We start from the raw sequence: 12,400 nt of genomic DNA on the forward strand, positions 1-12,400 counted from the left end.
CTTGGTTTTCGTTCACACGGATGCTTCGCCCCCTTAGCTCATTGGTAGAGCACTTCCTTGGTAAGGAAGAGGTAGTGGGTCCGATTCCCACAGGGGGCTCTGGCTTGGAAGCTCTTGCAGCCGACAGGTCGTGGCGGGGTAGCTCAGTTGGTTAGAGCACACGGCTCATAATCGTGGTGTCGCGGGTTCAATTCCCGCTCCCGCTACATGTAAAGGCCCTTTGACCAGGAATTCTGTCGGTCACTGGGCCTTTCTTTTTGATCCGATGCCACCCAGCTCTGCTCTAGACTGAGTTTCGGGCAATGCTTCGTTGCGCGTCCATTCGGTCCCGCGTCTCGCAACATTTCGGTGAGGGACGGCCAGGAACTTGCCGAGCGACCACTGAAACGCATGTGAGCGGGATTTCCTTACGGATGCGCCAAATGCGACTCCTGCCAGAGTAAGCCGCGCAGTCCGGTTCCGAGGAGGAGGTTCCGTCGGAGTTTCCCCTAGGACGCTCCCGCCGGGGTGCCGGCACCCCAACACATTGACCCCTGAAATCTACATCGCCAGGGGCCAGTGAGAGGGCGGTCGAGAGCAGGGTGTAGGGGAGCGCCGAAGGGTGCCTCTTCGTAGATTTCGACCTGACCGGCGAATTCCAGCTCGACCTGAGCGACGCCCTCGCACAGCGTGATTTTACCCATCGTGCACGAAGTCGTTCCGTGCGGGATGGGCTCCACGCCGCCGATGTCCCAGAGCACGATTTGGAATCGCCCGTTATCCGGGTAGTCGCGCCCAAGATTCAGGAAGGCATCGTCGTTCGAGTTGCCGCTACCGGCTAGCGGTCCGCACACATGCATGAGTCATGCCGGCATAGTTGCCAGCCTCGTTCCTCGCGAAACCGCTCCCGGGCTGGTTCTCCACGGTGGAGGCGTCGACCAGTGACCCGGAAGTGCCGTCCGAGCAAAGACCGTCCTCGGTCAGAAGAGCGATGGCCTCTCGTCCGATGTACTGCGTCCAAGAATCGCAGGTCTCAGGGCACGAAGCTGGCGCCCTTCGCGAACCGGGCGACCGCCCGGTCGGCGGTGGCGCGGTAGGCGACGAGGTCGTGGAAGCTCGGCTCGAGCATGGTGAAGTCGCCGCTTTCTTCGCGGCGGAAGTGCGGCTGTCCGATTCGCACGTAGAAGCGGGTGTCGCCGCTCTCGGTGACGGATTGCTGTGGCTCCCAGGCGATGAAACCTGACAGGGAGTGTTGGGTGAGAAGTGCCATGGGACTTGACCTCCTGTGATCGGGCGGATCCTCGTGATTTGCGCTCACTACGAGGTGCGCCGCACACACCTGTTGCGCGATTGGACCCTGCAAGGCGTTCCTGCGCCGTATCCGCATAAATCGTTTGACAAAGCAAAGAGAAATCAAGTCACTCCGCTTGGCTGACCGGGTGATCCGCGGGCTTGTCGTGAGTCGGCGTGCGCATCAGCGGTCCGCTGTCTGCTCGGTTCGCGGGTAGCCCCTGAGCACTGGGGCGTGCGTTCCACCTTCACCGCCTTGCGACGAAAAACTGGAGGGGCTGCGCGGAGCATGATCGCGACGCGGCGGCTCGAGCGCTGCGATGAGCGCATTCTTGGCGCGTGCTTCTCTCATCGCGCGCTGGGACTGGCTTTCAGAGGCTGCTGAGGCGGTACGCGGATCTGCTTTGCCGCCAATCCGTCATGGGAGAAACCATAGAAACTCTTAACATTATCGGTTCAAAAAAGTGTAACTTTGTTACAGGCTCGGGATGGCCCCGAGACTGCAACCCGAGGGGAGGAGGGCGCCCATGACACCCAAGAAGGACTACAGGCATGCTCCTGATCGTGGCGTCTCGACCGATGCTAGGCGTGAGCTTATCGGACCAACCACTCCGGCTCCGTCGGATGTGGTCGCGAGGCTCCGGGCGATGTTGCCTGGCCTGACCCCGGCGGAGGGCCGGATCGGGCGGGTCCTGCTGTCTGACACCACGGCGGCGTCGGCTCTGACAGTCAACGAGCTCGCCGAATGCGCGTCGACGAGCACCGCGAGCGTGGTCCGCACCGCTCGGCGTCTCGGTTTTGACGGATACCCGCAGCTCCGGCTCGCGCTGGCTGCGCAGGGTGGTGCGAACCACGACGGTGGTGTCCCGGTGGGCGCCGACATCGCCGACGGCGACCGGATCGGCGTGGTGTTGACCAAGCTGGCCGCGTTCGAGTCTGAACAGCTCCGCGCCACCGCCGAACTCGTCGATCCCGTCGCCCTGGAGAAAGTGATCAATTTGATCCGGGCTGCTCGCCGGATCGACGTGTATGGCATCGGCGCGTCTGGCCTGGTCGCGGAGGATCTAACTGCGAAATTGAACCGGGTCGGACTGGTCGCCCGGGCGTACACCGAACACGACGCGGCGATGGTCAGCGCTTCGCTGCTCGGCCCCGCCGACCTGGCCATCGGCGTTTCCCACTCGGGAGAGAACCCCGGCACCGTCGCGCCACTGCAATCGGCCCGGTCGACCGGCGCCGGCACGGTGGCCATCACTGGCGCCGCCCGCTCCCGATTGGCGGCCCACGGCGAACACGTCTTGGTCACCGCGGGTCGAGAGTTTGGCTTCCGTTCCGCAGCGATGGCCAGCCGCACCGGGCAGCTCCTGCTCGTCGACGCCATCTTTGTCGGCGTCGCACAAACGCTACCCGGTGCCCGAGCCGCGCTGGAACGCACCTACGCCGCCGTCACCTCTCATCCGGGACGAAACAAACAACCATGAATAGCTTCAACAACACCAGGAACAGGGACAACACCATGGCACTCGCCACATTGGGCACCGAGACCGCAAATGACCACACCACTGACTTGGACACGATGTCCGTCGCGGACCTGCTCACCGTGATGAACCAAGAGGACCGCACAGTCCCGGTTGCGGTGGCGGCGGCACTACCGGCGATCGAGAACGCAGTAAATGCGATTGTGGGCGCCCGCCGCCGCGGCGGACGGCTGATCTACCTAGGTGCCGGCACCAGCGGCCGACTCGGGGTGCTGGACGCCGTCGAATGCCCACCGACGTTCGGTACCGACCCCGGGGAAGTCCTCGGGCTTATCGCCGGCGGGGAGCGTGCGTTCCTCCAGGCCGTCGAAGGTGCCGAAGATGATCCCGACCTCGCGGTGAACGACCTGCGGGCAGTCGGACTCACCGTCGCTGACGTGGTCGTCGGCATCGCCGCCAGCGGCCGAACCCCCTATGTCATCGGCGGTCTGGACCATGCCCGAAGCGTCGGGGCGGCCACCGTCTCCGTCGCCTGCAATCTCGGCGCGGAGATCAGCAGACACGCCGATGTCGCCATCGAGGTCGACACCGGACCCGAGGTCCTGACCGGCTCTACCCGGCTGAAGGCAGGCTCGGCGCAAAAGCTGGTGTGCAACATGCTCTCCACCGCCAGCATGATCCGCACCGGAAAAGTCTTCCACAACCTGATGGTCGACGTCCAACCCACGAACGCCAAATTGGTCGACCGGGCCCGCCGCATCGTCAGCGACGCCACCGGGGCGGATCCGGATACCGCCGCCGCTGCAATCGATCAGGCCGGCGGACATGCCAAGACCGCCGTGGTCATGCTGCTCACCGACAGTGATTTCCCCACGGCCACCGCTCGCCTCGAACAGGCTCTCGGCGACGTCCGCACCGCCATCACGTCACCCTGAGCGAACCGTAACCCACTGCCGCGGGTCGCATCGTGTGTCACGGGCGTGCATCGCTGACGACCATAACAACTCTCGATTCGTCTGCAGTTCCCCGCACGTCATACTCCAGGAGACACCGCCATGCCCGAAAACATCCTCAGCCCCCTGCGCGGCACCGTGGTTTCGCTCGGCGATGTTCCCGACCCCGTGTTCGCCCAGGAAATCGTCGGCGGGGGAGTGGCATTCAACCCTCCCCGGAAATCGGCCCCGTGACGGCTCGTGCGCCGGTAAGTGGCACCCTCGTCCGGGTCCAGCCGCACGCCTTCGTCATCCAGTCCACGTCGGGGACCGGGATCCTGGTCCACCATGGCATCGACACGGTTCACATGAATGGCGAGGGCTTCGAGGTGTTGGCCACCGAAGGGTCCACCGTTCGCGGGCGGTGTGGCGTTGGACCTGCTTCTGCTTATAGCGCTGTGGCCGCAGTGGGGCAGGGATCCACCAGTGCGATGGATGGAGCGAGGATAGGCCATCTTTCCAATGGCTGAGGATGTGCTCGGCAACCCGGGTGACCAGTTCAGAATTAAGCGCCGCCAATTCCAAACCGGACACCCATCGAGTAATACTCACGCGGGGCCGGTCTGCTAGCGCACGATGTTCGTGCGGCGGGTGCTGCCGGTCCGGCGGAATTCATGCTGTTCTGCATCTTGTTCTTCGCCTGCTCGGCCTGTTCTTTCACGCTGGGAGCGTTCTTGGCCTGTTCTTTCATCTTCGGGGCTTCTTCCTCGGCTTGACGAGGTAGGACTCCCAGCGGGCCTGTATGGGCTTGATCAGGCCGCCGAGGGCGCCCTGGATGAGGGTCTTCATGCCCGCGGCAACGGCCGCGGCGATGACGATGATCTTCGGCAGAAAGCGATGATCCCGGCGAGCAGATCACTGACCGGGTTGGGTCCGAATACTCCGAATGCAAACTGTAAAGCGAACAACACCAGCATGTACTACAGAATCTTTGCGATGATGTCCGACGCGTCCATGGACGAGCTGGTCAAGGCCTTTTTCACACCGCCGCGCTCCATAACGCGGTCAAAGTCCACCTTTCCGGGCAGCTTCGCCAGTGTCTTGGAGATCAGCTTCGCCACGATCAAGCCGACGATCACAATGACCAGGAACAACAGAAGCTTCGGGACAAAAGTCGAGAGCAGCCAGCCCAACTGCAAGGGCGCTGGTGAATTCGTTTTGCATGTCAACCTCCAGAGTTGGGTCGCGCCGATTGGTCGGCAGGGTCACTTCGTGTGTCGCGCCTGTCCTAAGTGAAGGGGCGCGTTACGATGCGAACCGAGCGCAAGAGTGCCACACCTCAAAGACGCAGCTACCGGCCGTTTCGTCACGCTCGGCGGAAAATGGCCGTACTTCTAGCCGATGCTGGCAACCGTCACAGAGATGGTGTTGATGGGGGCAAGCGCCAAAATGGCGGGATTCGCGGCGATCGTGTCATGCACACGTCGGCACACTCCGGTGGATGACGCTGCGTCGGCGACGCCGATTCTCGCGGTCACGCTCAGGCTGGCCTTTCCCGTCGTCACGGCAACTAGTTTCGGTGCCTTTTCCCGCTGCGTAAGGGCATCGACAACAGACCCGACAATCGTGACGACGATCGGCGTGGTCGGGTACAAGGCTGTCACCCCCGCGACAGACCTTACGATAACTTCGAGATTCCCTGCGAGCTCGGCGGCATCCGTCATGGTGTTGCTTCTTCTTCGCCGTGCTCTGGCTTAGTGAGGTAGATGTCGCGAATGATCACGTCGATGCCCGCGATGGCGAGCTCGGTGTGGGTGCGTAGCGCGCCGACGAGCGTGTCTCGCAACTTGTCGGCAAGGGGGGGAATGTTCTCACCCTTGCAGGCCCTGGCATCGACCGTGACCGTGATCGGAGCTCCCAGCACAGTGAGCTCCCCGTCGAGCCGGCATCGACCCACGATGAGGTTGTCGACGGTATCGCCTGCCGCGCGAACGAGTCCGCGGACAGCTCCCTCGGTGACGAAGAGTTGCGCGTTCGGCGACGGGTGCGAGATGGGGATGTCGCGCCCGGACCGGACGTCGAGCACGATCCTGTCCGGGATGGCGGTGACCCAGTTGTCGTCTCGGGCCGGTTGCTCTTCTGCCTCATCCCGGAGCAGCGTGCTCATTGCGCCGCGCAGGCGCTCAAGGGAGGCCATCGCCATCTGGCACGCAGCCGATGTGTCGATCGACGGGTCGGTGGGCATCTTGCCTCGGTCGAGGTAGTCGCTGAGTTCGTCAATGGTGTGGCCATCAAGGAGGTCAGGTTCGTCATTTGACTCGTACCAGGCCGGGGGTGAGGCGGGCGTTTCCTAGTCGTCACCGCCAGGCCTCCATCTCGCGAATCAAAGTTTCGCGGGCGCTAGCAAGCAGCCCGCGAACGGTAGAAAGGGGTAAGTCGAGTTCCTCAGCGATCTCCGAATAACGGTAGTCCCCAAACTCTCTAGGTCCCAGCGTTGTCGTTGATCCTCCGGAAGGGCGGACAAGACTTGGGAGAGTGCCTCGTTACACGAACGCGCCTCCACTATCTGCGTCGGTGAATGGTCCTCCGATGCGGGCACGCCGACGTCGTCGAGGTTGGAGTTCTGCCGCCGCGCGCGGATTCGATCAATGCTCTTGTGGCTGGCGATGCGCATCAGCCAACTTCTTACCAGCGCAGAATCTTTCAAGGTCGATAGCTTCGCCCATGCCGTGATGAACGTGTCCTGTACGACATCGCCTTCATCGTGGCTGCAGCCCAGGTTGCGGGTCGCGTGCGCGCGTACCTACGGGCCGTGCCGTCGCACAATCACTTCGAATGCTCGAACGTCTCCGTCAACAGCGCGGTCCACCAAGGTGCGGTCGTCGGCGTGGGCCAGCAGTGCCCTGCTCTTGCTATCTGAAATGTTTGCCCCTCGATTCGCTGGGAACTGTAGCAACGGGTGTGACGAACGCGTCGTGGCATGCGTCTACATATTAAGCATTGCAATACGTCCCGTTCAGGGGACACGAACAAGGAGCCTCCCATGGCAGATCTCACCAGACCTACTCTTTCCACCGCACCGAACTCCGCCTCGGCGACCCCCGGCCGCGGCAAGACCGTGATCAACGACGCTGTGGTGGCAAAGATCGCCGGCATTGCAGCCCGTGAGGTCAGTGGTGTGCACGCTCTTGGCGGCGGAGCCGCCCGGGCGCTCGGTGCCATCCGCGATGCCCTGAACACCTCGGACGTGAGCCAGGGCATCAACGTGGAGGTCGGAGAAACTCAGGTCGCGGCCGACGTCACCATTGTCGCGGAGTACCCCATGGCCCTGCAGGATGTGGCCGAGCGGGTGCGGTCTGCCGTGATCCGTGTGATCGAAGATCTGGTTGGAATGGAGGTCACCGAGGTGAACGTGAACATCAACGACGTGTACCTGCCGACCGACGACAAGGACGAGAAGTCCGAGGCTCGGGTTCAGTGAGCACCTTGGCGAAAACGGGGGCTGTGTTCGGAGCCGTGCTTGCTCTGACGTGGCTGGTCCTTGGCTTTTGGCCATGCGTGTTCGTGGCCGCGGCCATGGCGGTCGGCGCGATCGTCGGGCGGATTATGGACGGAAAGCTGAGCGTTGCGAACCTGGTTGACGCATTCCGGGGCAAGCGGTCGTCGTCATGACAACCCTCAGTTCCGAAACAGCGGCCCGTCATACGCTATCGCCGACGGTGCTCAAAAACGGCCGGACCACCGTCTCGACTCGTGCTTTGAATCGGTTAGTGTGTGCGGTCGCGGCGGACGCTCTGGGCGTTGACCCCTCGGCGGTCGGTGCCGAGATCACCGATGATCAGGGCAACCTCGCCCTCACAGTCAGCGCCCCCATCCGGGTCGTTGCGCTCACCCGTGTGCACCGGGATCCCTCCGTCGTGACTCGCATCGGGGGCACGATTCTGGAGCGGGCCGAGCACGCCAGGCAGCACATTCATTACCGGGTGGGCGAGTTGACCGGTTCTACCCTGTCCCGGGTGACCGTGCGGCTCACCGGTGCCGACATTCGACCAGAGGGCCGCGTGCGATGACTAAGTATCGTTCCACCTACCAACGGATCAGCCGTCGCGAGCTTTACTCGCCGCGTTCGGTTGCAGCGATCACTCTCGCGATCCTGGCCATCGCCGCCTGCCTCTGGCTCATGATCGAGATCGTGTTGAACCTGCTCGGCCGGCCGGGGCTCCTCGCGACCCCCGCGGGTATGGCGGGCGCGGTCGCAGGCGTTTCCTCTGCACCGCCCGTGTTCGTGGGCGGGCTCGGCCTCACCGGCGCCCTCATCGGGCTGCTTCTCCTTGTCGTGGCTGTCACTCCTGGCCGGCGATCTCGCCATCTGCTCGAGACCGAACGGGCCGCGACCATCGTCGACAACGAGGTGATCGCATCCGCGTTGGCTCGTGAAGCGGCCCGCGTCGCTGGGTTGGCCCCAGACAACGCGCGGGTCACCGTGACCCCCCGTAGCGCCACCGTGCACCTCACTCCTACCTCTGGAACGGCGATCGATCAGCAGGCGGTGCTCACGGCCGTGCGCGAACAGATTGAGGCTTTTGGATTGCTGCGTTCCCTGCACGCGAAGGTCGTTGTTGTCTCCACGGGGAGGGTGGGCGGATGAACTCCACCAATCGCATCCTCAACCGCATCTTTGTTTTCCTGGTCGGACTCCTCGTCTTGACCGGTGGCGCGACCCTGGCCCTGGTGGCACTTGTTCCGCTCGTCCGCGACAGCTGGACGAACGCAACTCGTGTTGGCATCGATAGGGCAACCCGGTGGCTTCAGGCCACCCCCTTTCCCGAATCCTTGATCCCGGTCAGCGGCAGCTGGTTATGGCTCATCGTCCTCGCCGCTGGAGTGCTGCTCATCGCGGTGCTGGTCACCTTCTGCCTGCGTCAAGGCCAAGGGCACACCGGCCGGATCGTCTCACTAAACGGAAAAACCAGCAGTGGCGCGGTTGTCATCGAGTCGAGAGTGGCCGAGCACGCCATCCAAGATGCTCTCACAAACCGACCGGAACTTGTTGCCTCCCACGTCTCCACCTACCGCGTCAAGAACCAGTCAGCACTGAAGGTGGCCATCACCTGCCGCCGAGGAATCTCACCTCGGGAAGCCAGCCGGATTGTCAACGAGGTGCTCTTTTCCTTCGATAATCTCCTCGGCCTACAGCTCCCCGCCCTCGTGCAGATTAGCGGCGGCTTCCGCGCGCGAACGACCAATGCCGCCCGCATCCGCTGATGACTCACCGGCTCACAGAAGTCATCTGACGGCGGTCAGCCGTGCTCCCTCAACCGGCAACATCCACCGATTTTCGATAGGGAGTCACGCCTTGACGAACCAAAACGACAACCCAAGGACGAAATACATCACCGGCGGCAACCCCAAGCAGGAACAGAGTCAACCCGGCCTGACCGAGGCGACTAAGCCCCGCCCGGATCGTGGCGAAGACACCTACCATGGCGCCGGAAAACTTGTCGGGAGGCGGGCACTCATCACAGGCGGCGACTCAGGCATCGGCCGGGCCGTGGCCATCGCCTACGCCAAAGATGGTGCCGATATTGCGATCTCCTACCTGCCTGACGAACAGACGGATGCCGAATTCACGGCAGAGCAGATCCGGGCCGCCGGCCGCACCGTCCTGCTCATCCCGGGCGACATCCGCGAGGAAACCCACTGCGTCAACCTCGTAAAGGATACCGTGGCAACCCTCGGCGGCTTGGATATCCTGGTGCTCAACGCCGCCTACCAAAAAAACCGGAACGGTCCAGAAAACCTGTCAACGGCAGAATTCGACCGGGTCTTCAAAACCAATCTTTATGCGACTCTGTGGATCGCGCGCACCGCCATCCCGCACCTCTGGCCGGGAGCATCGATCATCTCCACGTCATCAATCCCGGCATCGAGCCCCGCACAGGTGTTGATCGACTATGCCATGACCAAAGCCGCACTCGTAGCGTTCACACGGGCGCTCGCCCAAGAATTAGGCCCAGCCGGGGTTCGGGTCAACGCAGTCGCGCCCGGGCCAGTCTGGACGCCGCTTATCCCCGTAACTTCATGGCCAGACAAGCTGTCCACTCTCGGTCGGGAAACCCCACTGGGCCAGGCAGGACAAACAGCCGAACTCGCCGCCGCCTACGTTTTCCTAGCCTCACCCGAAGCGTCCTACATTTCAGGTTCCGTAGTGCCCATAACGCGCAGCCGCAGTTTCTAAGAGTCGAGCGAAAACTCGGACCCTGTGGCGCACGCGCTACACGCAAGTCTACGAAAGAGCCCAGCCGTATTCCTGCTTCTAACGAGGATCGCGGCAATTGTGCGGATAGCCAAGTCAGCGAGATTGATTCAGCGGACACGGGATTACGCGGTTTTTTTTGAGGCTCCTGACTCTTCCGTGGGTCGGCTCCGGCCGGCTATTGTCGCTCCGAACACTTCGGCCACCGCCGTCCTCGCGATAGTTACGGTCGCACAGGCGTTACCCGCCACATACGGCGCACCCGTGTGGTTCCGACAGGGTCGTGGCCTGCCTGACTCCGTTACTGAGGGACTACAACTTACGGTTTCAAAATAACTACATCAACTGCAAAATGGTCCACTCGTTTAAGTGCATCAGAGCCACACCTGATCTCCCCGGTGACCAGTGCGCAGCAGCGCAGCAGAGATTTCAGCCTGGGGATTGTCGAAACCTGCCGTCAACAACGCAGACGAGTGGTGAAAATAATTACCTCTTGACTCCTAAGTCTGTGAAAGCTATTTTCATATTACGACATAATTTTGTAGCCCGGGTTCTCCATCCCGCTAGGAGCCCCGTGCAACCCCGCACTTTGCTCGAAAGGACATCAGTCATGGCCGACTCACGAGTCATCGCAGACCAGTTGCTCATTGGTCTGGGCGGCGCCGAGAACATCATCGACGTCGAGAAATGTATGACCCGATTGCGTGTCGGCGTCCGTGACCAGGATCGAGTCGATGTCGCCGCACTGCGTGCGATCGCCGGGGTGCTCGCCGCGCTGCCCGGCGATAACTGCCAGATCGTGCTAGGCCCGGGTCTGGTCGACCGGGTGGCCATCGACGTGGAGTCGGCCCTCAGCGCCGCCCGCGCGGAAGGGTCGGCTGCCTCCTCGGCCGCTCAGCTGGCCGACAAAGGTGCGGCCATCCGGCAACAGAACAAGCAGCGCAACAACACCCCGGTCAAGAACGCTCTGAGGCGCATCTCCAACATCTTCGTCCCACTGATCCCCGCGCTGATCGCCTGCGGACTCATCGCCGGCATCAACGGAATCCTGACCAACCTGGCCACAAGCGGCCAGGTTCCGTGGTTGGCCACCCTGTCTCCGATCTTCAGCGTCATGTCCAGCGGGTTCTTCGCCCTACTCGCCGTGTTCGTTGCGATGAACGCTGCCAAAGAGTTTGGCGGCACACCCATCATCGGCGGCGTTATCGGGGGAATCATTGTGGCTCCTGGAGTCGCAAACATCGTCGTCTGGGGTCAGCAACTGGCCCCCGGCCAGGGAGGGGTTCTCGGCGCCATGGCCGCCGCCATCCTGGGCGCCTACGTCGAGCGGTGGGCCCGCAGATGGGCGCCCGACGTGCTCGCCTTGTTCATCGTGCCCACGTCGACCGTGCTGATCGCCGGCCTCGCCGCCCTGTTCCTACTGATGCCGGCCGCCGGCTGGGTGTCTATCCAGATCGGTATCGGCGCCACCTGGCTGCTGAGCACTGCGGGTGTCTTCGCTGGCTTCGTCCTCGGCGGGCTGTTCCTGCCGTTGGTGATGACCGGGTTGCACCAAACACTCACCCCAATCCACACCACCCTGATCGAACAGGTCGGTTACACCACCCTGCTGCCGGTCCTGGCCATGGGCGGCGCCGGCCAAATCGGTGCCGCCATCGCCGTGTTCTTCAGGCTCCGCCGCAACACCAGCATCGGACGTACCATCAAGAGTGCACTGCCCGCAGGATTCCTCGGCGTTGGCGAGCCACTCATCTACGGCGTCACCCTGCCGCTGGGCCGCCCCTTCATCACCGCTTGCATCGGCGGCGCATTCGGCGGCGCAGTAATCGGCCTATTCGATCAGCTCGGCTACACCGTCGGCGCGATCGCCATCGGCGCCAGTGACGTCTCGCTGTTCCCACTGCTCCAGGGCAGCCAGGGCTGGGGCGCCGCCGCACTCGGCTACGCTTGCGGCCTGATCGTCGCCTACACCGTGGGATTCTTCGCCACCTGGTTCTTCGGGTTCACCCGCGACCAGCTGGTACGCCTGAACACCGACGACACTATCGACGCAGGATTGGTGCCCGCCGACGACGTCCCAGAGGGGACGGACGACCCCGCCGATCAGATCCCCACCCTGGCCGGCTCCCACCACCGCTCCTGAAATCTCAGCTCTCGCCTACTTCGAACACCGCCCCCGACGTACTCTCAGGGGCAGGCGTTGTGTTGCCGCCCACCGCTATCTCCCAGGGTGGTACGAGAACCGAGTGAGATTGCGGGTGTCGCAGGCGCGAAAGCGAATTCCGCGGCCGAGCGATTCATAGGCGGTCTGACTTGTCGCGACCAGGCTCACCAGGTATCCGCACTCGGCGATGTGCCGCGAGTCGGGTGCACAGTTAGCTCTCGCTCCCATCACCTCGAGCACCTGCCGGCGGATCTGCCCTGCGGAATAGGCCACGGCGCCGTGTGCGTCGGGGACCGCACAG

15 protein-coding genes and 2 tRNA genes are annotated in these 12,400 nt (G+C 63.0%); 12 read left to right on the plus strand and 5 right to left on the minus strand.

The features are described from left to right. Positions 1-27 precede the first annotated feature (27 nt). Both E3O47_RS02740 and E3O47_RS02745 read left to right on the plus strand, forming a co-directional pair. Positions 28-99 (plus strand) — tRNA-Thr (locus E3O47_RS02740). A gap of 33 nt (positions 100-132) precedes the next feature. Continuing rightward, positions 133-206 (plus strand) — tRNA-Met (locus E3O47_RS02745). A gap of 806 nt (positions 207-1,012) precedes the next feature. Here the strand turns inward: E3O47_RS02745 and E3O47_RS02755 are convergent. Beyond that, the gene (locus E3O47_RS02755) at positions 1,013-1,249 is read right to left on the minus strand and encodes a hypothetical protein (protein ID WP_134419462.1); all 237 of its coding nucleotides are present in this window, start codon (positions 1,247-1,249) and stop codon (positions 1,013-1,015) included. A 547-nt stretch (positions 1,250-1,796) separates the two neighbouring features. On the opposite strand from E3O47_RS02755, the gene E3O47_RS02760 reads away from it, so the two are divergent. The 3 genes from E3O47_RS02760 (at position 1,797) to E3O47_RS02770 (ending at position 3,934) form a co-directional block, all read left to right on the plus strand. Further along, positions 1,797-2,750, plus strand: coding sequence for a MurR/RpiR family transcriptional regulator (locus E3O47_RS02760; RefSeq protein WP_134342506.1), 954 nt, complete (start codon positions 1,797-1,799; stop codon positions 2,748-2,750). Continuing rightward, a complete protein-coding gene (murQ, locus tag E3O47_RS02765; protein ID WP_198411428.1) occupies positions 2,747-3,682 on the plus strand; it encodes an N-acetylmuramic acid 6-phosphate etherase in 936 nt (311 codons plus the stop codon). The genes E3O47_RS02760 and murQ overlap by 4 nt, the downstream gene beginning before the upstream one ends. Before the next feature lie 120 nt (positions 3,683-3,802). After that, entirely contained in the window at positions 3,803-3,934 is a 132-nt protein-coding gene (locus E3O47_RS02770) for a PTS glucose transporter subunit IIA (RefSeq protein ID WP_134401013.1), read from the plus strand. Positions 3,935-4,659: 725 nt separating this feature from the next. On the opposite strand, the gene E3O47_RS16240 is transcribed toward E3O47_RS02770, so the two are convergent. The 4 genes from E3O47_RS16240 to E3O47_RS02795 all read right to left on the minus strand — a co-directional run bounded on the left by E3O47_RS16240 (position 4,660) and on the right by E3O47_RS02795 (position 6,458). Next, positions 4,660-4,878 carry a hypothetical protein gene (locus E3O47_RS16240; protein WP_198411430.1) on the minus strand — a complete coding sequence of 73 codons (219 nt, stop codon included), beginning with the start codon at positions 4,876-4,878 and terminating at the stop codon, positions 4,660-4,662. A 195-nt stretch (positions 4,879-5,073) separates the two neighbouring features. After that, complete coding sequence (locus E3O47_RS02785; protein ID WP_104100727.1) at positions 5,074-5,403, minus strand: hypothetical protein; 330 nt, start codon at positions 5,401-5,403, stop codon at positions 5,074-5,076. Further along, positions 5,400-5,924 (minus strand): hypothetical protein, encoded by a 525-nt coding sequence (locus tag E3O47_RS02790; protein ID WP_241976739.1) that lies wholly within the window; start codon positions 5,922-5,924, stop codon positions 5,400-5,402. The genes E3O47_RS02785 and E3O47_RS02790 overlap by 4 nt, the downstream gene beginning before the upstream one ends. A 138-nt stretch (positions 5,925-6,062) precedes the next feature. Continuing rightward, the gene (locus tag E3O47_RS02795; RefSeq protein ID WP_233191380.1) at positions 6,063-6,458 is read right to left on the minus strand and encodes a sigma-70 family RNA polymerase sigma factor; all 396 of its coding nucleotides are present in this window, start codon (positions 6,456-6,458) and stop codon (positions 6,063-6,065) included. 264 nt (positions 6,459-6,722) lie between these two features. On the opposite strand from E3O47_RS02795, the gene E3O47_RS02800 reads away from it, so the two are divergent. The 7 genes from E3O47_RS02800 (at position 6,723) to E3O47_RS02830 (ending at position 12,078) form a co-directional block, all read left to right on the plus strand. Beyond that, complete coding sequence (locus E3O47_RS02800) at positions 6,723-7,160, plus strand: Asp23/Gls24 family envelope stress response protein (RefSeq protein WP_104100729.1); 438 nt, start codon at positions 6,723-6,725, stop codon at positions 7,158-7,160. 23 nt (positions 7,161-7,183) lie between these two features. Further along, on the plus strand, positions 7,184-7,351 hold the full coding sequence (locus E3O47_RS02805; RefSeq protein WP_347232577.1) for a DUF2273 domain-containing protein: 168 nt from the start codon (positions 7,184-7,186) through the stop codon (positions 7,349-7,351). A gap of 98 nt (positions 7,352-7,449) precedes the next feature. Beyond that, a complete protein-coding gene (locus tag E3O47_RS02810; RefSeq protein WP_241976740.1) occupies positions 7,450-7,749 on the plus strand; it encodes a hypothetical protein in 300 nt (99 codons plus the stop codon). Then, positions 7,746-8,327, plus strand: a complete 582-nt coding sequence (locus E3O47_RS02815) for a DUF6286 domain-containing protein (RefSeq protein WP_104100731.1) — start codon at positions 7,746-7,748, stop codon at positions 8,325-8,327. The genes E3O47_RS02810 and E3O47_RS02815 overlap by 4 nt, the downstream gene beginning before the upstream one ends. After that, positions 8,324-8,944, plus strand: coding sequence for a hypothetical protein (locus tag E3O47_RS02820; protein ID WP_104100732.1), 621 nt, complete (start codon positions 8,324-8,326; stop codon positions 8,942-8,944). Before E3O47_RS02815 ends, E3O47_RS02820 begins: the two co-directional genes overlap by 4 nt. 91 nt (positions 8,945-9,035) lie before the next feature. Continuing rightward, complete coding sequence (locus E3O47_RS02825) at positions 9,036-9,917, plus strand: SDR family oxidoreductase (protein WP_241976741.1); 882 nt, start codon at positions 9,036-9,038, stop codon at positions 9,915-9,917. Between the two features lie 628 nt (positions 9,918-10,545). Next, positions 10,546-12,078 (plus strand): PTS transporter subunit EIIC, encoded by a 1,533-nt coding sequence (locus tag E3O47_RS02830; RefSeq protein ID WP_104100734.1) that lies wholly within the window; start codon positions 10,546-10,548, stop codon positions 12,076-12,078. Positions 12,079-12,400 lie beyond the last annotated feature (322 nt).

The organism is Cryobacterium sp. TMT2-17-1, from assembly GCF_004402765.1.
GTDB classification, from domain to species: Bacteria; Actinomycetota; Actinomycetes; order Actinomycetales; family Microbacteriaceae; genus Cryobacterium; species Cryobacterium sandaracinum.